The sequence below is a fragment of the Lactiplantibacillus sp. 3062 genome (genome assembly GCF_055413545.1).
This window is the reverse complement of record NZ_JBVAYE010000003.1, coordinates 53,986-76,383: the sequence shown is the minus strand read 5'-3', so window position 1 is coordinate 76,383 and position 22,398 is coordinate 53,986. Positions and strand designations below refer to the sequence as shown.

18 protein-coding genes are annotated in these 22,398 nt (G+C 45.5%); 15 read left to right on the top strand and 3 right to left on the bottom strand.

What is annotated here, in order from left to right; genetic code table 11:
- Positions 1-88: 88 nt before the first annotated feature.
- Positions 89-1,387 carry an MFS transporter gene (locus ACWQAU_RS06385; RefSeq protein ID WP_003641168.1) on the bottom strand — a complete coding sequence of 433 codons (1,299 nt, stop codon included), beginning with the start codon at positions 1,385-1,387 and terminating at the stop codon, positions 89-91.
- A gap of 273 nt (positions 1,388-1,660) precedes the next feature.
- Between ACWQAU_RS06385 and ACWQAU_RS06380 the strand changes: the two genes are divergently transcribed.
- From ACWQAU_RS06380 to ACWQAU_RS06310, 15 genes are all read left to right on the top strand, one after another.
- Positions 1,661-4,165 carry a CAP domain-containing protein gene (locus ACWQAU_RS06380; protein WP_024971510.1) on the top strand — a complete coding sequence of 835 codons (2,505 nt, stop codon included), beginning with the start codon at positions 1,661-1,663 and terminating at the stop codon, positions 4,163-4,165.
- A gap of 485 nt (positions 4,166-4,650) precedes the next feature.
- Entirely contained in the window at positions 4,651-5,034 is a 384-nt protein-coding gene (locus ACWQAU_RS06375; protein WP_003641170.1) for an MORN repeat-containing protein, read from the top strand.
- Positions 5,024-6,871, top strand: coding sequence for an acyltransferase family protein (locus ACWQAU_RS06370; protein ID WP_003641171.1), 1,848 nt, complete (start codon positions 5,024-5,026; stop codon positions 6,869-6,871). Before ACWQAU_RS06375 ends, ACWQAU_RS06370 begins: the two co-directional genes overlap by 11 nt.
- 240 nt (positions 6,872-7,111) lie before the next feature.
- On the top strand, positions 7,112-7,366 hold the full coding sequence (locus ACWQAU_RS06365) for a GlsB/YeaQ/YmgE family stress response membrane protein (protein ID WP_022637929.1): 255 nt from the start codon (positions 7,112-7,114) through the stop codon (positions 7,364-7,366).
- Positions 7,367-7,377: 11 nt separating this feature from the next.
- Positions 7,378-7,923: an alkaline shock response membrane anchor protein AmaP gene (gene amaP / locus ACWQAU_RS06360; RefSeq protein WP_003641173.1), complete on the top strand. Its 546-nt coding sequence runs from the start codon at positions 7,378-7,380 to the stop codon at positions 7,921-7,923.
- 12 nt (positions 7,924-7,935) lie between these two features.
- The gene (locus ACWQAU_RS06355) at positions 7,936-8,118 is read left to right on the top strand and encodes a hypothetical protein (RefSeq protein WP_003641174.1); all 183 of its coding nucleotides are present in this window, start codon (positions 7,936-7,938) and stop codon (positions 8,116-8,118) included.
- Between the two features lie 14 nt (positions 8,119-8,132).
- Complete coding sequence (locus ACWQAU_RS06350; RefSeq protein ID WP_003644046.1) at positions 8,133-8,555, top strand: Asp23/Gls24 family envelope stress response protein; 423 nt, start codon at positions 8,133-8,135, stop codon at positions 8,553-8,555.
- Positions 8,556-8,615: 60 nt separating this feature from the next.
- A complete protein-coding gene (locus ACWQAU_RS06345; RefSeq protein ID WP_003641176.1) occupies positions 8,616-9,056 on the top strand; it encodes an Asp23/Gls24 family envelope stress response protein in 441 nt (146 codons plus the stop codon).
- Positions 9,057-9,259: 203 nt separating this feature from the next.
- Positions 9,260-10,060 carry a fumarylacetoacetate hydrolase family protein gene (locus tag ACWQAU_RS06340; protein WP_022637931.1) on the top strand — a complete coding sequence of 267 codons (801 nt, stop codon included), beginning with the start codon at positions 9,260-9,262 and terminating at the stop codon, positions 10,058-10,060.
- Between the two features lie 139 nt (positions 10,061-10,199).
- Complete coding sequence (locus ACWQAU_RS06335; RefSeq protein ID WP_027821316.1) at positions 10,200-11,201, top strand: DUF4767 domain-containing protein; 1,002 nt, start codon at positions 10,200-10,202, stop codon at positions 11,199-11,201.
- Between the two features lie 361 nt (positions 11,202-11,562).
- Entirely contained in the window at positions 11,563-11,895 is a 333-nt protein-coding gene (locus ACWQAU_RS06330; RefSeq protein WP_015825253.1) for a PTS lactose/cellobiose transporter subunit IIA, read from the top strand.
- A gap of 106 nt (positions 11,896-12,001) precedes the next feature.
- Entirely contained in the window at positions 12,002-12,574 is a 573-nt protein-coding gene (locus ACWQAU_RS06325) for a hypothetical protein (RefSeq protein WP_003641180.1), read from the top strand.
- Between the two features lie 181 nt (positions 12,575-12,755).
- Positions 12,756-15,290: a M1 family metallopeptidase gene (locus ACWQAU_RS06320; RefSeq protein ID WP_022637932.1), complete on the top strand. Its 2,535-nt coding sequence runs from the start codon at positions 12,756-12,758 to the stop codon at positions 15,288-15,290.
- A gap of 141 nt (positions 15,291-15,431) precedes the next feature.
- The gene (locus tag ACWQAU_RS06315; protein WP_003641182.1) at positions 15,432-17,222 is read left to right on the top strand and encodes a DUF2075 domain-containing protein; all 1,791 of its coding nucleotides are present in this window, start codon (positions 15,432-15,434) and stop codon (positions 17,220-17,222) included.
- 5 nt (positions 17,223-17,227) lie between these two features.
- Positions 17,228-17,545 carry a nucleotide pyrophosphohydrolase gene (locus tag ACWQAU_RS06310; protein WP_003641183.1) on the top strand — a complete coding sequence of 106 codons (318 nt, stop codon included), beginning with the start codon at positions 17,228-17,230 and terminating at the stop codon, positions 17,543-17,545.
- 363 nt (positions 17,546-17,908) lie between these two features.
- On the opposite strand, the gene ACWQAU_RS06305 is transcribed toward ACWQAU_RS06310, so the two are convergent.
- Together ACWQAU_RS06305 and ACWQAU_RS06300 are read right to left on the bottom strand one after the other, a co-directional pair.
- On the bottom strand, positions 17,909-18,439 hold the full coding sequence (locus ACWQAU_RS06305) for a histidine phosphatase family protein (protein WP_003641184.1): 531 nt from the start codon (positions 18,437-18,439) through the stop codon (positions 17,909-17,911).
- A 114-nt stretch (positions 18,440-18,553) separates the two neighbouring features.
- A complete protein-coding gene (locus ACWQAU_RS06300; RefSeq protein ID WP_251922998.1) occupies positions 18,554-22,327 on the bottom strand; it encodes a MucBP domain-containing protein in 3,774 nt (1,257 codons plus the stop codon).
- Positions 22,328-22,398: the final 71 nt, after the last annotated feature.

Sequence of the window (22,398 nt, the reverse complement as noted above, 5' to 3'; positions counted from 1 at the left end):
GCCACTATTTTTAACAATCATAAAAATTGCTCGCAGGAATCTTCGGAGCAGTTTTTTTAATACGCATTAAAAGCTGATTGTCTCAAAGCTAATCCGAATAGTGGCTAAGTGCATTTGCAATCAATACTGCGACTAATAAGGCCGTGGCCGCTGCAATCGTCACTGCGTAAAAGCCAATTTTAGTTAAAAGCAGGCCGCCAGCGGCAGATCCTAACGTTAAGCCATAGTATAAAAAAGCACTATTAAATGACATGATGGTTGAACGATTAGATGGCACAATATTAACGATTGTCGCAGTTAATGCAGTGACACCCCAGCCTTGAGATAAGGCGAGCACAACCAGAATAATCAGCAATACTGCTAAATGTTGTCCCCAGATGCCTAAGGATAAGACTAATGTAGCTGAAACTAAGCCATTAATTGTAACGCTCTGTTTTTTACCAAGCGATGATATAAGTTTACCGGCAAAGAAACTCGCAACAAAATTAGCACTTCCATAAGTGATAAAGATGAGACCAGTTTGCATTGTGTTGAAATGAAAGGTCGCGGTTGCAAAAACACCCAAAAAGGTATAAACGCCATAGAACCCAGTCATCCAAGTTAATGTAATCAGTAGAGCAGCGATGGCGTGAGGAGTGTGGACTAATGTCTTAAAACTTGTAAAATAACCGTCAGGCTGGGCATTCTGACTCGGTAATGAAGGTATGGCAATGGTTAAAATCGATAATGCAATCAAGGTTAGCATGGCTGAACCCCAGAAAGCCATATGCCAACTACTGAGTTGTGCTAGTAAAGCACCGAGTGGTACACCGGTAGCAATTGATAATGAAAGTGCCGACATAACGATGCCCATGACTTGGTTAAGTCGTTGACCATTGAAGTAAGTACCGATAAAAGCCCAAATGTTTGGGACAAATAAAGCTGCACCGATGCCAGCGATGGCACGGTAAAGATAGAATGTTAGCAATGAGTTTGCTAATCCACAGAGTAGTGTTCCTAGTAAGAAGATGCCACAGCCACTGATTAGCAAAAAACGTTTATTAAAGCGGTCACCTAATGGGCCGAATAAAGGTGCACCGATGGCATAACATAGTGCGTAAACGGTGACTCCGTATGCCGCGGTGTTAGTCGGCACATGCAGACTAGTAGCGATAGCGGGGAGTAGTGCTGAAATAATAAATGCGTCAGCACCAGTCACAAAAGCCCCACAGAAAAGGCCAATAATAAGCCAATTTTCAGTATGTTGGTTATGGATAGTGATTTGATTGAAAATAGGACTCACTCCTTTTGAATTAGGTACAACTAGGAGTTTAAGGGCCTTACAATAGAGAAACAAGTGAATAAAAGTATACCAGCGACTGTCGTTAATCGGATAGAAATATACCACCCTAGTTTCGTTTGTTTTTGAAAACAGTGGCTATTAATGATAACTAGGTAATGTTTGATTAGCAATTGTTGATTATCAAAATAACTTTATACTGTAAAATTGGAACAATGGTACTTCCTGATTTGCGACTTCTTCAACGACTAAAATTCATAATAGTCCCGATTAAATAAGGTTTTCCAATGTTCAATCAGGACATAAGGGTGTAAACACCATCTAGCATTATGGCATCATTGGTTTATAATGATATTTATATTAGCTTATTGGAGTGAGTTTATGAATAAGAAATTATTGTATACCAGTATTACCACTGCGGCATTATTCGTGGGGACCCAATTGGGTGTTAACAATGCGCAGGCCGACACGGCAACTGATAACAGCGATACGACGAATCAGACGAGTGCCACGCAGGGGAGCGCTCAGACGGCAACTAACGAAAAGTTAGCAACGGTCAAACCGACTAGTCAGCAACAGTATCAAGCCAACGTGCAGACTGCCAAGGGGAACGTAGCCACGGCTCAAAACCAAGTCAATACAACACAAACTAAAGTGGCGACTGCGCAGGGGCAAGTGACTAATCAAAGTCAATTAGTTGCGATTGGACAGTCCCAGTATGATGCTGGTAAAGCCCAAGTTGACCGTGCACAACAAACACTGGATGCTAACAATCAGGTCCTCGCTGAGGCTGAGAATAAAGTCGACGCTGCTAAGTCGCAAATGGCAGCAGCTGAAACACAAATTCCAGCTGACCAACAGCAAATTGCGGCCAACAAAGTCGCTATCGCCAACCAGCCAGCTACCGAGAAGAAAGCACAAACGGCTAAGGACGCGGCTGACACGGCCTTGACGCAAGCTAAAACTGAACAGGCCACGGCCCAATCTGATGCCGATGCAGCCAGTGCCGTCACTGCCGCTAAACAGGCGACGGTTGACCAAGCATCTGCCGCCCAGCAAAAAGCGGCCACCCAAGCAAATCAAGCTAAAGTGGCCGTAGCATCAGCGCAAGATGCGGTTAATAAAAATACCCAGGCAATCAATTCTGCCAAGACAGCGATTCAAAATACGACCAGTCAAATTAATGCGAATAATCAAGCTGTTTCCACAGCGCAAGCCAAAGTGACCGCAGCTCAAGCAGCTTTAGCGGCAGCAGAACGGCCAACGACCACGACAGAATCGCAAAATAAGTATGACGCTGCCGAATTCCCACAATCTCAATTGACTGGGGCCGAAACAGTCAGCGTCGCCTATCCAAGTAATGGCAAGTATGTGCCTAATGCGGATAAAATCAATCAGTATATGTTTGAATATATCAATCAGCTACGGGCGCTGAATGGTCAACCAGCATTGAAACAGACGGCGACGTTGCAAAATAATGCGATTGCGCGAGCAGCTGCCCAAGTCGACGGTGGCTTGGATCATACTGGCTCAAGTTATGCAGAAAATTTAACACAAGTTTATCCGCAATGGTTCATGAGCGATCAAGAAACGGCCTATAATGCTGTGATGGGTTGGTATGATGAATCCAATAACATTGAGTCCGGTTCCTTTGGTCACCGCGTCAACCTAATATACTCGACTGGTGATGCCGGAGTAGCCATCAACTTGGCCAAACACGTGGCGGCATTTGAAGTCGATAATGCCGGGATGACGGAAGCACAGCAAGACAAGTATGTTGATTTGTTCGACAATGCCCATGCGAATGCCGCTACTGGGACTAAGGCCTTACCAGCTGTCACGTTCAATTACGTCCAGACGGCCCCCGCTGATCCGAAGAAGATTGCGGCGGCTAACGCAACGTTGATTGCTGCAACGGCTAGTTTAAATGGTTTACAAAATACCGGGAAGACATTAGCAACCACGCTGGCTAACCAAAATGCCAGTTTACAAGCTTTACAAAACCAGACAAGTGGCTTACAAGCGACTGTTACGACTAAACAGGCCCAAGTTCAAGTCGCTGCAACTAGTTTGAAAGCGGCTAATGTTGCTTTGACGCAAGCTCAAGGGCAATTAGCAATGGCGCAACAGCAACAACTATCGCCCGTTCGTAATTTGAAGACAGCAATCGCGAAGACGGCTGCGGCGCAAGTAACTGCCACGCAAGCCGCTAAAAACTTAGCCAGTGCCAAGACATTGGTAGCCGATTTGACCGCTGAAAACGCCCGATTGGCGGCCGAAATCGCGGCCCTGCCCGCGCGGATTGCAAGCATGAAGGCCCAAATTGCTACGGCTGAACAACAAATCGCTGTTGCCAAGGCCATGCTCGCGCAGGGGCAGGCTCAAGTCGATACAGCAAACGAGCAACTTGCTGCTGGAAAAGCGCAACTGGATCGTAAAAAGACCGATTTAGCACAACTTAAGCAGGTGCTCGGCGCTGCCAGAGTTGATCTCGCCGTTGCACAAGGTGATTTAACGGCTACTAAAGCCTTCTTGGCACGCGTCGAAGCTAACAAATTTACAACGACGACGGCTGCTGCGGCTGATAGAATTGCTGAAACAACAAATGTTGCTCAATCGACTGGTGTTACCGCACCACATGCGACAGCTACTAAAACCGTAGCGAATAACAATGGTACCATTAATGCCACGAGTACTAGCGTAGATGTTTCAGATGGCGATGCAACAACTAAGCTGGTTGCGGGAGCTAAACAACAGCCAGTTGCCGCACAGGCCACGGCGTTACCACAAACGGATGAAAAACAGTCAGCGAGTTTGACTGTGGTGGGATTACTAGCGGCAGGGTTCTCATTATTGGGTTTAACAAAGTTACGCAAACGCGCTTAATTTCTGAGCTCAAAGCTTTTTAGAATTATTGATCATATGAAATAATAAAAACAGTTGGACTAGGATAGCCGATGGATACCGGGAATGATAGATAGGCAATGAATGCTTACCTATGGTTGTCAATCAGCCGAAATCCTTGGCCTGACTGGTTTTTTTAGTGGTTAGATATTAAGTTTAGTGAATTAAACATAACCGGTATTAACAATAAAAGACAACTCATTTTTGATATTTTGTACACGGCAAGGCTAATATTTAGTAATATATTAAGTAATACGGCCATTGAAGTTTTTTTGATTATTTAAATAAACGAATTAAATTAATGGATAATTAACGGAATGAAAAATGATCCGTTATTAAATGCAGAGTTGCAATTGACAGCCATGGTACATAATGTGTCCGTATAATCCCGTGGATGATTGGGAAATCCAGGGTGGCTAACTGCCGATTGCTTTAAGGGGAATTAAGGTTGTGAAAGGAATAGAGGTATGGGAAAAATCAGTAGCAGAATGGTCTTTGAAATTATCACGATTATCGGTATTGTCACTTTTGCCGTTATCAGTCTAACACCATCAACGGCGAAGCAGCAAAGTGTGCAATTGGATCACGGACGGATGAGCTACAGCGGAGCCGTTTTGAAGCACAAGTTTGACGGTCAGGGTACGTTGCAGGTTAACAAACAGGGGCGCTACGTGGGTAATTTTACCAATGGCCGGTTTGAAGGCCCAGGCGAATTCATTGCACCGAACGGGTGGCGTTTGCAAGGCAACTTCAGCAAGGGTGCGTTGAATGGTGTGGTCAAACTGCGGGTCGGCAACAAGACTTATGCCAAAAAAATTACGGGGGACGGTAAGTTAGAAAATGCGGATTAAATGGTTTAGTTTAGTACGGATAACGGGACTCGTGCTGGTATTGACGTATCACTTTTTCCAAACCCAGTTTACTGGTGGCTTTATCGGGGTGGACATCTTCTTTACCTTCTCAGGGTTTTTGATTACGTCATTAATGGTGGACGAGTTTGCTCGTTCGGATAACTTTAAACTAATGGCTTTCTATGGTCGCCGGTTTTATCGAATTGTGCCACCATTATTTATTGCGGTGTTATTGGTGCTACCGCTAACTTACTTGATTGACCACGATTTTGTGACCGACATTGGTAAGCAGGTCGCGGCGGCTCTCGGATTTACGACTAATTATTTTGAAATTGCGACGGGTGGCAGTTATGAAAACAAGTTTATTCCGCACTTATTTGTCCATACGTGGTCATTAGCGGTTGAAATGCACTTTTATATTTTATGGGGCCTGATTGCGTGGTTGGTCGCTAAAATTAGTCGGCGGTTGGCGAGTGGTCGGCGCGCATTGACCCGTTTTCGCTGGGGCTTAGGGCTGTTGACCACTGCCTTTGCGATTGAAAGCTTTGTCATGATGTACTTTGGTGCGGTCGGCTTAAAGGACTTTTCACCAGTCTACTTTTCAAGTCTGACCCACTGTTTTCCGTTCTTTGTCGGCGGGCTTATCGGTGTCCTGAGCGGCATCAAAGCTCAAGGGCCAATCTATCGTTGGACCACGGCGCACTGCAATCCGATCATTGCGGGCGCGGTGATGCTTATTAGTTTTATCTTGTTAGTTGCTTTAGGCGACCGGATGAAGTTCGATGCGCTACAAACGTATCAGGGTGGGCTGTTACTGGCTACTGTACTCGCTGGCATCATGATCTATGGCGCCCGATTGTTGCATGACCACACGCCGAACCTCAAGGAACCGCGGTGGATGACGTTCTTAGCGGATGTGAGCTATAGCGTGTATCTCTATCACTGGCCGTTGTACGTGATTTTTTCACACATGATGGTCAACTGGTTGGCGGCGCTGCTCACGACGGTACTGTCGATTATCCTATCCGCGTTGTCATACTACGTGTTAGAACCAGTGATTGCGGGCAAACGCGCCCACGTTTTCGGTCATACAGTGACGTGGCGACAGTTGCAGTTACCCGTTATCACCGCAGGAGTGTTGTTGGCAGTTAATACCGGGGTCGTAGTCAAAAATGCGCCGCAACTTTCGACACTGGAACAGAATTTATGGGTGAGCGGGATTTACCAAGATATTGATAAAATCGGAACGACTCATGAAGCTGTGCTCGCGGCCGTGACGCCCAAGAAGAAGCAGGCAACGCCTAAAGGTGACCAAGAAAAGGCACCAGGCGTTTCCATTATTGGTGACAGTGTCACGCTGGGGACGCGGAGCTACCTGGGCGATCACGTCGCGAACAGCAATATTGATGCGGAGGGCGATCGGACGATGAACCTGGCATATAAAGTCATGATGAACCAGCAGCGAAGCCATACGTTACGGCAGTACGTGGTGATTTGTATTGGGACCAACGCGCTGGATGATTACGAAGAACAAACCATGAAGATCATTCATGACTTGGAGCCGGGGCACAAGTTGATTCTGATGACACCTTATAATGCCCGGGCCGATGCTGACTGGAATTCATCAAAGTTGGCCGTTTTGGAACGGCGTCTGCCAGCTAAGTATAAGTTCATTACGGTTGCCGACTGGGGCAAGATTGCGGCGCAACATCCAGAAGTTTTCAAAGGGACGGATGGCGTACATTTCGGTGGCATTCGGGCTGGTGATATTTTATACGCCAAGGTAATCAATCAAGCATTGACGGCAGCCAAACAGACTCCGGCTAAACCAGCCTAATCTAGCTAAGTCAGAGCAGTTATTAGTAGTCAATTTAATAGAAATAATCAGCTTGCGATGTAACAATTGGCAGGCTGATTTTTTTATGTTTGTGGTTAAATTGCGAAGCGGCGGGATTCGTTGATGGTAATTGTTCAGATTTTAAGTGACAATTCGACCAGTGTGCATATTAATTGTCCCAAAATTAAATTATGGTTATCATAAGCATGTACTCAAATATAACTGTAAGGAGTGATTAGAATGTTAGGATGGCTATGGTCATTAATTGTTGGTGGTGTCATTGGTGCGTTAGCAGGTACGATTACCAGCCGTGACGTTCCAATGGGGATCATTGGCAATATTATTGCCGGTTTAGTTGGTGCCTGGATTGGTCAAGCATTGCTTGGAACTTGGGGACCTTCGTTAGCTGGTATGGCATTGGTACCCTCAATCTTAGGCGCTATTATCTTAGTATTAATCGTTTCTGCAATCTTCGGCATGCGTAAAAAACGTTAGGCGGTGATTAGATGAGCCGCTTAGCTAAGTTTACGGTGACGTTAGTCGGAATTGTATTGGTGTTATTAGCGGTTTTTGAACTGGGTCAGTTGTACCCGATCCCGTGGTTGACGTCCTGGTTAGCTGATCTGACGATTAACTACCCAATGGTTTGGAGTATCTTATTGATGGTCTTTGCCATTATTGCCGGAATCGTTGGTATCTTATTGGTAATTGTCGGCTTGTTTCGACCAGTTAAAGTCAGCACGTTGACGTATGATGGCAAGGTTGGCCAGTTAACGATTCCGCAACGGGCTTTGGAACGTGATTTGCAGTACCGACTCGTTAATCAGTTGAATCTGATTGATCCTGAGGTTCACTTGAAATTACGGCGTCGTCGCCGGGTACGAGTAAAAATTGATGCGATGGTTAATACTGACGCATCGTTAGAAACCACGGCCCAACAGGCGGCAACCTTGGCACAGGACTATTTGAAGAATCAATTGGGATTGACGGTCGAACAACCAGTAGTGCAAGTTAAGCCAGCAAATCACCAGCGTAAGTTAACCGTGGTGTAAAGGAGGGTCCTGATGAGTAACGCACAGTATGGTTTTCTGATTGGACTGCTTTTAGGTATCGTCTGGGTATTAACCAGTTTTTCGGCAGTCTTATTAGTCGCAGTTTTAGGGCTGATCGGCTGGGCGATTGGACGGTTTGTCCACGTCGATTTGGCTGCAGTTAGTCAGAAGTTGAGTGAGTATTTATCTAAATAATGGGAGGAATTACAATGGCACAACCAGAACAACAATTACAGACTCAATTGACGTTTGATGACGGTGTGATTGAAAAAATCGCCGGTCTAGCTTCACGCAATGTTGACGGCGTGTTATCCCTAGAAGGCGGCATGTTAAGCAATTTAACGAACCGCTTTCGTGATGAAGCTGACCCGACACAGGGGGTTGACGCCCAAGTTGGTAAGAAACAAGTTGCTTTAGATATGACGATGATCGTTGAATATGGTAAGGACATGCGACAAATCTTCAATCAAATTTGTCAACGTGTTCAGCAAGATGTTGAACGGTATACTGGCTTGAAGGTCATTGAAATTAAGGTACATGTCAGTGACGTCATGAGCAAGCGTGATTGGCAAGATCAGGCCACTGGCAAACCAAATACGGATCAATCAACAGATAAGCGGCAAGTTGAATAGCACGGTCGTTTAGAGTAGTCATTGGTAAGACGATTTTTGACAAAACAAGGAGGAATTTTGATGGAAGCAACAGCGACATCTTTAAAACCAGAAGTTGTTTTTGACGATACGGTATTGGCAAAGATTGCTAGTAACACGGCCCAAGAAGTTGAAGGAGTATTGAGCTTACAGGGAAATCTGATTGATGATATTTCCAATCGCTTTACGGATAAGGATCGCCCGCAGACCGGTGTTTCAGTGGATACCGATGACGATGACCAGACGGTTGGAATCGAATTGACGGCCATTCTAGCTTATGGTAAGAATGGTCAGGAGATTCTAGCACGGGTGGCGGATAAGGTTGCCAAGGCCGTTAAATCAATGACTGGTTATCAAGTGACTAAGTTAAAATTAGTCGTTAAAGACATGTTAACGACAGAAGAGTGGCGGCAACAAAATGACAAGCAAGAAAAAGCACCAGAAAAGAAACACCCAGAACCAAAGGATGACGGCCCACATTAATGGCAGCCGTAATGGTTAAAGGTACTCGCAAATTAGGCGGGTACCTTTTTTAGTGATGAGCGTTACATGAAGAAATATCCTGAGCTAAGTTCGTAATTGCGTTTGAACGTTCATAAAGATTGTCCGGAATGACCGTCACGCAACTATCATTATTGTTATGATTCATGAGATGAGTGTACAATAATATCAATGAGGTGATTAATATGAAAATTGGCATGCGGGCCAACCGACCGTTTATCATTACGGATGAACAGCATGGACAAATAGTTTTAAATGCGAAGACAGTTTTGGAAGCGCTACATATGCCAGCAGCGGACCGGAAACTTGGCTCGCTTGAAACGTTTGCGCCGCAAGAATTAGCGGCACCAATCACGGCCCCGCAACAGATTTTTGCGGTGGGGATGAACTACCGCGACCATTCGGCGGAGATCCACATTACGCTGCCGAAGGTTCCAAGTATTTTTACGAAGTTTAGTAGTTCACTGGCACCAGCGAATGTGACCGTGGTGACGCATGGCCCTGAGACCGACTGGGAAACCGAGCTAGTCGTGATGATTGGCAAGGGTGGGCGCGATATTGCGACGGCTGATGCAATGGCGCACGTGGCCGGAGTGATGGTTGGTGAAGACTTATCTGATCGAGCCGTTCAGTTCGAGAATGATAATCCCCAGTTTTCAATGGGTAAATCGTTTGAAAATTACGCACCAGTTGGGCCGTGGTTAACGACCGTCGATGAATTAGCTAACTTAGACGATGAGGTGATCACGACCACCGTCAATGGTCAGACGATGCAGCAAGCGCCGTTGAGCCAACTGATCTTCAAGGTACCGGATTTGGTGCACTACTTGTCGACGGTCTGTGAGTTACAACCAGGTGATTTGATTTTTACCGGGACGCCTAGTGGGACCGGCGTTGGTCGCAATCCCCAAGTCTTTTTGCAAGCCGGCGATCAACTGTGCGGTCAGATTACACATTTAGGGACGTTAAATATCACGATTAAGTAAATAGCCATAGTCGGTAAGTGAGATGGGTGAAGATTTATATTGTAACGCCCAGCACAATGCCGACTTTTTTTGGTACCATAAAAGTAATTATTGAATAGGGGGATACCGGTACGGGACCGGTGAGGAGCAACATGAAAAAGTGTGGGTCGGATTATTATTAGGAAGTTTATTATTAGCGGGATGCACGACGTCGCCCAAGTCGTCAGCGCCCAAGACGAGTCAAAAAGCAACGTCAACCAAGGTAGCGGCAAAGCAGGCCGCTAGCCAAAAAAATACCGCTAGCAGTGATTCTTCATCACAGGCTGAGGCAACCTTGTGGAATACGGGCAAGCAAGCGGCTTTATCAACGTTTATGGCCGCTTGGCAACGCGAGATGGGCCAGACCTATGTCGGGACGTATGATGACAAGGTCCCGGATCATTTAGGCTTTCGTTTTCCCAATGCTTTGCTTAATGGTAGCTTAGCAGGCCGAATCAAGTGGGGCTCGCAGTCAGTGGATCTCAAGTGGTCCAAGGACGGCGAAGACCGTAGTGAATTTCAAGTGGTGGCGGTCGCAACGGGTGGTAAGGCGGAAGCACAATATCCAAACACGTACTTCTTTTGCCTCCATCATCGGCGACCAGTCGTCTTTGTGACTCAGACGACCAACGGGGACGAGTTGATCATTCATGATACGCAGAACAGTGCTTTGCAAGCCGGCTTTGCTAAGATCATTACGGGCAGTCGACCGACGACGCTGACAGATAGTTCACTGAACGTGAACATGAGTCGTGATGCGAAGGCTAATCAATGGCCTCAAGGTTATCAGGGGACTTGGTATTACTATAATAAGTACGATCACAAGATTAATTCGATGACGCAAAGTGATACCGACGGGTTGAAGCTATCTTATGTGGCAGCTGAGGGACAAAAATGGATTCATATTATGGGGGCCGAGCAGACTGCTGGGGCCGGTAACTTTGAATACGTGCGTTATCATTATTTTGATGGCCGCCAAATTCCAGTATTAATGAATGCTAGTGGTGCGGGGGCCTGGTTCGATAATAACGCCTATCCTTCAGCAGCCGCGGCAAATCAAATGCGTGACTGGCAATATGGGGATGAATCAAAGACCAGTCCGGCCGCTGACTCATTAGATTAATCGAGGGTGTCATGATCGGTAGTGCGGGCAGGGATAAATTAATCACTGTGAAAATATAATATTAATATAAAAGCCGGGACAAATGCACGTAAATTGCCCCGGTTTTCATTTTGTAAAGTTTATGTATATATTGAAAAAGTCGGAATTGTTTTCTGAAAATAATGCTATACTATGACATAAGTTAACGGTGTCAAGACATCTAACGGCCGGCGCATTCATGTGAACGGCACGACATTTTAAAGCTGATTGTCGATCATGATTGCTGTCATTTGGGGGAATGGCGCGACGATGAAGATTACCGTCAACACAAGTGTGTACGATTGGTCAAAGAGTAGGAAATCTAAAGAAAAAAGGTGTAGACATGCAGAAAAATATGGAACACACGCTCAACCTTACGATGACGATGATTTTGAAAATCGGCAGCGCCCGGTCAATGATTGCGGCTGCCTTAGCCGAGATTGCGGCCTATCGCTACGAGGCGGCGCGTGAAAAATTACGTCAGGCCGAAACTGAATTGCTGACGGCCCAGCGGTTACAGGTACGCCGACTGATCGAGAATGCCAAGGCTCAACGGTTTGTGCACTCGACACTCTTTATGAATGCCCAGTCGGCACTAGTCAACGTGATGGGCGAGTTACAGATGACTGAGAATCTGATTGGCGCTTTTGAACGCTGGGAGCCAGAAGCGGCTTAATACGAACGTGAAGCTGACGAGTGAAAGGTCGTGGTACTGGTTCATGATTAGATTTTGGAAGATGGTATTCGGTAGCAACTTAGACGGATAGAGATGGGGTTAAAAAATGACAGTTACTTTTAGTAATGAAGATGATCACAAGTTTCATAAGCTTACTGACCAATGTTTTACTGCCAATCCTAAATTACTGACAAAGGCAAGTATATCAGTACCACTAACTACCCGTACCATTCAGCCACGCCGTTATTTGGTGGTCACCAAGATCAATCAGGCTACCTTAGCGACAGCTACGTGGCAACCAGTCACCGGTGCAATTGCGCTACATAAGCATGAACGTTTGATTTATGATTTGGGAGCGCTATACGTCGGCCATTTTCAAGTTGCCATTGACGTGGCCGGTTCGCCAATGGACGCGCCGTTACTGATGCGGACAAGGTTTGCCGAACAGTTGCAAGAGTTAAGTGTCGATGCTAGTCGCGTGACCAGTTGGTTGCCCACAGCCTGGATTCAAGACGACACGCGCCACGTTGAATTATTGCCGACCACGGTCCAGTTCGAACGCCGCTACAGCTGTCGCTACATCATGTTGGAGCCGGTGGGTCAGTCGCTGAAGTGGCAGCCGGTGTTGGCGGATGCGGAGTTTGAAGAAATTATCGATGACTTTAGACAAGCGGCGTAATATCGTCGTTCGCACTAATGATTATCGATATCGTACGGTGCAAGGAACCGTGTCATCATTAGTGATGGGGGTTGTCGAGAATTAGTTGCTAGTCGCGTGACAAATTCATGGGCGGCAGAGGACGCATTCCACCCGTAATTGTCGTATAATGAATATATTCTTAAAAAACGAGGAGAATAATATGGCAACCACAACTCATTTTTACGAAACATTTCAACCAGAACATTACGATCTTTATATCAATATTAACCGGGCGGATAAGCTGATTTCGGGGAAATCAACGATTACCGGGGATGCTAAGGCGCAGGAAGTGCTGATTCATCAGAATGGTTTGACCATTGCTGGTGTCCAAGCCGATGGTGCGGACGTGCCCTTTACTGTGGATAATGCGATTCAAGGAATTCGAATTGAACTTGCCAAGGCCGGTCAAACAACTTTGACGATTACGTACAGTGCCAAATTGACGGATACGATGATGGGTATCTACCCATCATATTACGAAGTCAACGGTGTGAAGAAAGAACTAATCGGGACGCAGTTTGAAACGACCGCGGCCCGGCAAGCCTTTCCGTGTGTCGATGAACCAGAAGCTAAAGCGACTTTTGATCTTGCCATCAAGTACGATGAACATGATGGTGAAACGATCTTAAGCAACATGCCCGAAGATCATGAAGCCGATGGAGTGCATTACTTTGAAACCACGGTGCGGATGTCGACTTACTTGATTGCGTTTGCCTTTGGTGAATTACAAGGCAAGCAGACGAAGACCAAGAGTGGCGTGACCATCGGTGTTTTCGGTACTAAGGCCCACAAGGCTAACGAGCTCGACTTTGCTTTGGACATTGCCAAGCGCTCAATCGAATTTTATGAAGATTTTTATCAGACGCCATATCCATTGCCACACTCATGGCAATTGGCCTTACCAGACTTCTCAGCTGGTGCGATGGAAAACTGGGGCTTAGTTACTTATCGGGAAGCCTACTTACTATTAGATCCTGACAACACGGCCCTCGAAACGAAACAACGGGTCGCCACGGTGATTGCCCATGAACTTGCCCATCAATGGTTCGGTGATTTGGTTACGATGAAGTGGTGGGATGACCTCTGGTTAAATGAAAGTTTCGCCAACATGATGGAATATGTGGCGACGGACGCCTTAGAACCAGACTGGCATATTTGGGAAACTTTCCAAACGTCCGAAGCATCAATGGCGCTTCAACGGGATGCCACGGATGGGGTTCAGTCAGTCCACGTTCAGGTGGAAGATCCGGCCGAAATCGACTCGATTTTTGACGGTGCGATTGTCTACGCTAAGGGTGCGCGGATGTTAGTAATGGCGCGGGCCTTAGTTGGTGATGATGCCTTACGAGCAGGCTTGAAGCAGTACTTTATCAATCATAAATATGGTAATGCCAAGGGTGATGACTTGTGGAACGCCTTAGCGGATGCTTCTGGGATGCAAGTTGGAGACATCATGCATTCATGGCTGGAACAACCTGGCTATCCAGTGGTCACGGCAGCGGTTGTTGACGGTCAGTTGACCTTGTCACAACAACAGTTCTTCATCGGTGAAGGTGAAGAAGTCGGTCGTCAATGGCAGATTCCGTTGAATAGCAACTATGAGGCGGCACCAGCGATTATGAAGGACCAAGCTGTGACGGTCGGCGATTATGCTAAATTACGTGATGCGAGTGGGCAACCATTTCGCTTGAACGTTGGGAATAACTCCCACTTCATCGTCAAGTATGACCAAACGTTATTGGATGATATTCTAGCGCACGTTGATGACTTAACGGCCATTGACCAGTTACAGTTGTTACAAGACTTACGCTTATTAGCTGAAGGTCGTCAAATCTCATACGCAGCCGTTGTGCCATTATTAAGCCGGTTTGCAGCCAGCCATTCAACGGTCGTTAACGCAGCGTTGTACCAAGTTGCGGGTAACTTACGTAAGTTTGTTACGCCAGATTCTGATGAAGAAAAGCATTTACAAACGTTATTTGACCAATTGAGTGCCGCTCAGGTTAAACGGTTAGGGTGGTTGCCACAAGCTGGTGAATCTAACGATGATCAGTTGACGCGGCCATACGTCTTGAGCGCGGCTTTGTACGCCAAGAATAGCGCGGCCGTATTAGCTGCCCATGAGTTATTCGAAGGTAATCGTGATAAGTTAGCGACCTTACCAGCCGATGTGCGGGTCTTCATTTTACGGAATGAAGTCAAGAACTTTGGTAGCAAGGACTTATTCGATAGTTTATTGACGGCGTCACGGCAAACAGCCGATGCTAGTTACAAGGCTGACATTTGTGACGCATTGACCGCAACTACGGACCCCGAATTAATCAAACAGTTAGTTGTGAAGTTTGAAGATGCTGATACGATTAAGCCACAAGACTTGCGGGCCTGGTTCCGCGGCGTCTTGGCTAATCCAGCTGGTGAACAAGCAGCTTGGGATTGGATTCGCGACGAATGGTCATGGTTGGAAGCCACGGTTGGTGGTGACATGGAATTTACCACTTACATCACCGTCATTTCCCGGGTCTTCCATACGGCTGAACGTTTAGCAGAATTCAAGGCGTTCTTTGAACCAAAAATCAATACGCCCGGTTTAACGCGTGAAATTAAGATGGATACTAAGGTAATCGCCAGTCGCGTTGCCTTAGTTGAAGATGAACGTGATGCGGTGAATGCGGCGGTCGCGGAAGTTGTAAAATAAGTTAATATTCGTTATAAAGGTAGTTCGGTGCTGGACGTTTCAGCGCGGGCTACCTTTTTAGTTTGTGCGGTAAGCTCTTTTGTCCCTTGATCTTTCATGTATAATAAAGCCAGATAGATTTTTTAACACGAGGATGAAGACATGCGATACAACAAAATTGAAGAAAACATTGGCGACATTGAGCCGGTTGTAGAAATTGTTCCATATAATACTGGTTATAATGTTAGCCTACATAGAGATATGCAGAATAGAGAGCTGATATTTGAATATCCGACAGTCTATTTAATTTATGATAAATTAGGTTCTGGCCGCAGTAGTAATGACCCTAAGTTCAAAGTTTATGTTGGAGAAACTAACGACATAAGTAGAAGAACACGACAGCATTTAAAAGATACTGGAAAGTCACGGATGGATTGGAAAGCATTAAATGAGAGTCATAATTCACAGATGATTGTAATTGGGGACTATTATTTTAACAAATCCCTAACGCTCGACATTGAAAATAAATTGATGATGTATTTATTAAGTGCGGAGAGTGTTACTCAATTGAATAATCGACGCTCAAATCCGCAGCGAAAATACTTTATGTCGGATCAGTTTGAGAATGTGTTTGAAGGAGTCTGGCAAACGCTTAGGAAAAAAAAGCCTGAGATTTTTCCGGAAAAATCAGAAATTGAAAATTCTGCTGTGTTCAAAGCGTCACCTTTCCACTCTTTAAATGCTGAACAGCATGAAAGTAAGAATGAGATTTTTGGTAAAATCGAGTCTGCACTGAAGGAATCATCTACGGAACGCGGTAAGACAATCTTTATTGCCGGTCAGGCAGGAACTGGTAAAACCGTGTTGTTGAGTAATTTGTTTTACGACTTAACGAATAGTAGTTTAGTGCGGAAAGATTCAGTATATTTATTAGTTAATCACGATCAACAAAAAACAGTTTATAAAACGATTGCACATAAATTAGGTTTGGATCACGAACATAAAGACATCGTCTCCAAACCTACTCATTTTATTCAGAAACATACTGGTGCGGCAAAAGTTGATGTTGTACTAGTTGATGAAGCTCATTTACTCCTGACTCAGGGAAAGATGGCATATCGGGGACATAATCAGCTAGAGGATTTATTAAAGTTAGCCAAAGTGGTAGTTATTGTGTTTGATAAGTATCAAATACTAACTACCGAGGGATACTTGGACGACATGGCTGTTCGAAAATTGGAAGATGATGCTGAACGTGAAGGCAATCGAATTGAGCTAACACATCAGGAACGAATGATTGCCGAGCAGCGTACTATTGACTGGTTACGAAATTTTGCAATTGATGGGCGCATTAATGTAATTCCAGATGATGCACAATATCAACTTAAAATCGCGACATCTCCGGAAAAACTACACGCTAAAATCAAGGCACTAGATCGATTGAAAAATAGTAACGGTGCTAGTCTTGCCAGAATGTTGGCAACGTTTGATTGGCCATATGTTGAGAAACGAAAACCAAAAGATGGTGACTGTTGGCGAGTAAAGATTGGGACGTGGAGTTTGCCATGGAATTTGCAGATTCCTATTTCTCGCCAAGAAAAGCGAAGAAACAAAGGGCTAGCTTGGGCCGAACAGTTTCAAACAATTAATGAGGTCGGCTCAACATTTACAATCCAAGGTTTTGATTTGAATTATGCTGGTGTGATTATCGGCCCATCAGTGAAGTATCGAGACGGAAAGTTAATTTTTGATAAACAAGCTAGTAAGAATAAAAAAGCCACGAATCAACGAACATGGAAACATCAAAAAATTGACGTTTCCGAAGAATTGTTACGTAACGAACTAAATGTTTTATTAACTCGTGGTGTCCATGGGTTATATATTTTTGCTGTCGATGAGGAACTACAACAGGCCTTACTAAGGGCAGCTGGAAATCAACATATTTTGAGGTGATTTAATTGAATTATTCGGAGATAGAACAAGCATTAATCGAATTCCGTAATAAAAAAGGCTGGCAGAAGTATCATAACTTGAAGGATTTGGCAATTTCTCTAAACATTGAGTCTAGTGAAGTTTTGGAAATTTTTCAGTGGCATAATGCTAATCAGAAGTTGGATAATAGAGAAAATCAACATTTGCAAGAAGAATTAGCTGACACGTTAATTTATATATTTTATATGTGTGAAAAGCTACAGGTTGATCCATTTGAGATTGTTGCTCAAAAAATGAAAATCAATCAATCAAGACATTGGGATACGGAGAGGAAAACACAATAGTAATGAAGAGGCTAACTTACAATTTAATTTATTAAGTGCCAAAAGTTAAGTTGTATTGAGACGGTAGTTGCTAGATGTTTATGATAATTATTAAATGAATATTATTATTGTGAGGCCAGGGTAAACATGTCAAATGATTAATCGTTTCTACTTCACAGTATTTAAGTTGTGTTCAGCCATTAAATTGACATATGACTTCATTATGAGTGATATAGGCGATATACTAGTACTTGCCAAAGACTGTATGGCGTGGTAGCGAATGTCGGCACTTGTTTCGCAGTTTTTAAGCCTGATTATTATTAGATTGACAGTGGTTGATAGTTCATTATAGGCGACCATTGTTTGGCGACTGCTTATGAATTGTCAATTAACCGCAATAACACGCACACCACAATAATCCACGTCTTTCTGATCGCCAAACTGCTGCATGACCTCGCCGTGCGTGACGCAGGCGATGCAATCGTAAGATGCGGCATACTTATTCAAAGTTGCCAAAACTCGGGCCTTCATTTCAGCTGCTGATTCGTAGGGGAGGGGACTAGCGGTGGTGCGCTTGCCGGCGTGTTGTCGATAGAGCTTGTAGGCCGTGGTCGCTTGTTCATCGGTATCAGTCCGACTACCCGTGTTATCGGGTAGCCACTCGTGTAATCCAAGTTCGACCTTTAGTGGGATATCATTAAAACGCACAATTTCCAGTGCCGTTTGTAAGGCGCGTGTGTAGGGGGACGACAGAATTAATTGGACTTGTGCAAATAACGGCTGCTGGGCGCATTGTTGTGCCAGCATAATACCACGGTCGGTTAAGCCGCCGAGTTCACGGCCGAAACCAGTTAATCCAGCTGTAGTGACCTGTTGATAAGTTGGTTCGGAGTGACGAATGAGATAGACTTTCATCGATTAGGACTTCCTTCATCGGAATTATAATTATTAATTTCATTATAGGCACCTTTGATCAGAAAAAACGACACTTCGAAAAATGAAGTGTCGTTTTCGTTAGACCTGATGACGTTATGATTGCCGATGTTTACCATAGAACCCGAACGTGACGATGGATAATAACAGTCCTAGGATGACCGCTAATTTGCCAGTCTGTTCGTTGGTTTGTGGTAACTGGGCTGAGTGTTCAGTGACGGGACTCGTTGTTTTGACCAAACTTGCCTGGGCGGCCGCGGGTTTAAGCGTTGGTTTCACGGTCGCTGCTGGTTTTACAGCTACCGCTGGTTGAGTCGGCTTAATGCGATCCGGCTGCGTTACGGTCGTTCCTGGTTCGTTAGGCGTCTCGGGTGTGGTTGGCTCAACCGGCTTAGTCGGTTGTTCCGGTTCTTCGGGATCAATAATATCGTCGGTACCAGTCGTGTCAGTTGCTTGGTAGACGTACGTGACGTCCACGTTATCAGCAGTGAAGAGACCCGTGGCATTTTCCGGCTGACCAACGAGTTCATGATCAGTGAACGTCAGGGGCACGGTTTGATAAGTGGTTCCCGTCTTGCCGCTCAGCACGGTTGGTTCGTTTAGTTTAATGCCGTCCTTGGTCACGTAATGCACCGTAACGGTTCCTTGGGTATCTGGAATCGTGGGGGTGCTTTCAGTGTAAACGTAGATCACAGTCTTCGCGGTAGTTCCGAACGTCCCACTGACGTCACCCTGCACAGCCTTGAAGGTGTAACCATCGATAACCAGCTGTTCAGTCGAGTAGCTGTCACCCAAATAACCACTGAGAACAACGTCAGGATGGATAGACTTACCATGCTCATCCAGATACTTGGCAGTGACGGGTAACCCAGCCGTCCGTTCATAGACGTAGGTGACAGTCTTCGCGGAAGTTCCGAACGTCCCACTGACGTCACCCTGCACAGCCTTGAAGGTGTAGCCATCGATAACAAGTTGTTCAGTCGAGTAGTTGTCACCTAAATAACCACTGTGAACAACGTCAGGATGGATAGATTTACCATCTTGGTCCTGATACTTGGCAGTGACCGGCTGTCCAGCTGTCCGCTCGTAAATGTAAACGACGCGTTGCGGCTGTACAGTATAGGTCCCAGTCGTGTTACCCTGTGTCGATTTTACCGTATAGCCGTTAATGTTCAGCGGTGACGTTTCATAGGGCAGTCCTAATTGACCTTGGCCGCTTAATACGCTGTCGGCGGCTAGTTGCTTGCCGTTTTCGTCTAAATACTGAACCGTGATATTGCCCGCATCCGCTCGAGTATAGACGTAGATGACAGTTTGCGCTTGGTCGCTGAATTGCCCAGTAGCGTTCGCTGGCGTTTGAATTAAGCGGTAGTTTTCAATTGTCTTGGCGCTCGTCTGGTAGGGGCGACCAAGCTGATGGTTACCGTTTAGAACGTCGTCGAGAGCTAAAGTCGTGCCATTAGCGTCTTGATACTTTACTGTGATATTGCCCGCGTCCGAGCGTGCATATTGGTAAATCACAGTTTGCGTGTCGGTTGCAAAGGCGCCGGTAGCATTTTCGGGTGTGGCGACAAGGTAAAAGTTAGGGACTAAAATGGCTTCCGTTTGATAGACTGATCCTAACTGCGCTTTCCCGTCTAAAATCTTGTCGGGTGCAAGTTGGTTACCAGCACTGTCTTGATACTTAACAACGATCTGGCCAGCATCACGGCGTACATAGACGTAAATAACCGTCTGTTCCTGGTCTGTGAAGGTGCCCGTGGCGTTTGCTGGCGTGGTCGTAAGCGTGTAATTTTCAATGTCCAATGGTTCAGTCTGATAAGTTTGGCCGAGTGATTGGGAGCCGGCAATTGTCTTAGCGGGCTTTAATTGCTGACCATTCTTATCTTGATACTTGACTGTGATATTACCGGCGTCCAAGCGAACATAGATGAACGTGACACTTTGCGGGTCAGTCGTAAAAACGCCTGCTACATTGCCGACAGTGTCTTGCAACTTAAAATGATTAAATGTTGGCGCAGCTAAATCGTAATTGTTGCCAAGATTGTTTTTTCCAGTTAGAGTCGCAGAATCGTGGATTAAGTTCCCGTTAGTATCGACCATGTGAATCGTAATGTCGCCGGCGTCCTTACGAGTATAGTAATAAGTGACGGTCTGGGCATCCGCCGTGAAGACACCACTGGCATTGCCGACAATGTTCGTAAAGTCATAATTTGGTAGCTCGTCATCAATGCGCTGAGTCGTGTAAGGCTGACCGACGATTCCGTTTAAGGTGAGGTCAGTGGTGACTAAGGATTCACCAGTAAGCGCGTCGACGTATTTGACCGTGATGGGCGTAGCAGTGGCAGCTAAGACATACGGGCGGACGACGACAAAGTTGTTACCGTCAGAAGCGGCGGTCATGAAATAATAATCGTCCATGGGAATAACCGTGGTACCGTTAAAGGTCGGACCTGTTAGTCCGGGTTGCTGGGGCTTCATATTCGTGTAGTAGATATGACCGTTGCTGTCGTAATTACCACCGCCCGCACCGTTAAAGTACCAGCGAACGTAAAGCTGACCGTTTTTGTAGAAAACAGTTTCACCGACGCCATTATTGGGCTTCAGTTGAACTTTAGAGCCATCTGGCAAATAGCAATCAATCGCCAGCGTCGCAATATTATTATCTGCACTAATATAGGCGGGTGGTAAGGTGATAAATTGGTTACTGAATGTGCCTTTCAGATTTTTAAATCCTTTAAGTGGCGAAAAATCTGAAATGTGGTTATAGGCGGCATCGACCTCCGTTAAATTCTTTAAGTTTGCGAGCGGTGAAATGTCCGTGATCCGGTTTTGCTGAATATTGACCACTTGGAGTTTTTGTAAGTTGGCTAATGGTGAAATATCAGTGACATCACTATAGTAACTGCCAGACGGTGCGTTCAAGTTGTTGTTGAGCCAGACTGTCGTAAGGTTAGTGGCATATTGCAGTCCTTCTAATGAGTAGGAAGTCTTGCCGTCGATATAAGTGTCCTTGCCATAGTAGGTGGTCAGTAGTAGCATATCTGCCTTAGTGATGTCTGCAGCTGAGTTCCAGGTACGATCTGGGTTCTGTTTGCGCAGTTGACTGAGTACCTCTTGTTGCAATAACGTGTTCGGCATCCAATCGTTAATATTTTCTGACGCGGTGCGGCTAGTGGCACGGACGGCTGGTTGGTTAGTTTTCAAAACCAGTTTTTCCTGGTTTGCACTGGTAATAATTTTATCATTGGTTGACGCTGAGCTAGTCGTGGACTGAGTATTCACCCCGGTGGTAGTTGAGTTGGACGGCGCGGTTGCGGCTTGCTGGCTTGGTTGCTTGGAAGCTTGATTATCGGTTGTCGTTGCTTTAGCTTGACTATCAGTCGCTGATTCAGTGTTTGATTCGGTAGTTGGTTCAGTAGTTGATGCGGAGGTTGTTTGAGCTGGTGCGGTTTGAGTTGGGTGCTTAATATCTGTGGTCGGTGTTGATTCTGACGTGGTAGTTGCTTGAGATTGTGATGCTGGATTTGCTGATTGTTGTTGTGGGTTGGTGTTCACTGACGACGAGTGCTCAGAGGGACTTCCGGTTGATGTGGTGGGTGACGTGGCTGCGACTGCTGACTGGTCGGATTTTATCGTGGATACTGATGTAGAAGTATCCGCTTTCAAATTGACCTGAGTAGCGTTAACTTGAGTATTCGTATTCAACTGACTGTTGGTCGGTTCGTTGGTTGTGGTCGTGACTGTATCGTCGGCAGCCGCCGCCTGACTGGCAATCGTTAACGTTGTCAGTATCATGGCGGTTGCGCTCGTGATTACCCATCGCGATTGGTGACGTTTATTCTGATTATTAACATTGTTTGGTTTCAAAGATCCCCACTCCTTCAAAATACTTATATAATGTCGTTGACAATTTAAGGGTAACATTGTCATTGCCGTTA

What these genes read in the sequence shown, in the direction of transcription:
- ACWQAU_RS06380 (WP_024971510.1), top strand. Translation starts at nt 1,661, where the DNA reads ATGAATAAGAAATTATTGTATACCAGTATTACCACTGCGGCATTATTC.
- ACWQAU_RS06375 (WP_003641170.1), top strand. Translation starts at nt 4,651, where the DNA reads ATGGGAAAAATCAGTAGCAGAATGGTCTTTGAAATTATCACGATTATC.
- ACWQAU_RS06330 (WP_015825253.1), top strand. Translation starts at nt 11,563, where the DNA reads ATGCAGAAAAATATGGAACACACGCTCAACCTTACGATGACGATGATT.
- ACWQAU_RS06325 (WP_003641180.1), top strand. Translation starts at nt 12,002, where the DNA reads ATGACAGTTACTTTTAGTAATGAAGATGATCACAAGTTTCATAAGCTT.
- ACWQAU_RS06340 (WP_022637931.1), top strand. Translation starts at nt 9,260, where the DNA reads ATGAAAATTGGCATGCGGGCCAACCGACCGTTTATCATTACGGATGAA.
- ACWQAU_RS06315 (WP_003641182.1), top strand. Translation starts at nt 15,432, where the DNA reads ATGCGATACAACAAAATTGAAGAAAACATTGGCGACATTGAGCCGGTT.
- amaP (WP_003641173.1), top strand. Translation starts at nt 7,378, where the DNA reads ATGAGCCGCTTAGCTAAGTTTACGGTGACGTTAGTCGGAATTGTATTG.
- ACWQAU_RS06355 (WP_003641174.1), top strand. Translation starts at nt 7,936, where the DNA reads ATGAGTAACGCACAGTATGGTTTTCTGATTGGACTGCTTTTAGGTATC.
- ACWQAU_RS06350 (WP_003644046.1), top strand. Translation starts at nt 8,133, where the DNA reads ATGGCACAACCAGAACAACAATTACAGACTCAATTGACGTTTGATGAC.
- ACWQAU_RS06345 (WP_003641176.1), top strand. Translation starts at nt 8,616, where the DNA reads ATGGAAGCAACAGCGACATCTTTAAAACCAGAAGTTGTTTTTGACGAT.
- ACWQAU_RS06370 (WP_003641171.1), top strand. Translation starts at nt 5,024, where the DNA reads ATGCGGATTAAATGGTTTAGTTTAGTACGGATAACGGGACTCGTGCTG.
- ACWQAU_RS06320 (WP_022637932.1), top strand. Translation starts at nt 12,756, where the DNA reads ATGGCAACCACAACTCATTTTTACGAAACATTTCAACCAGAACATTAC.
- ACWQAU_RS06305 (WP_003641184.1), bottom strand. Translation starts at nt 18,439, where the DNA reads ATGAAAGTCTATCTCATTCGTCACTCCGAACCAACTTATCAACAGGTC.
- ACWQAU_RS06365 (WP_022637929.1), top strand. Translation starts at nt 7,112, where the DNA reads ATGTTAGGATGGCTATGGTCATTAATTGTTGGTGGTGTCATTGGTGCG.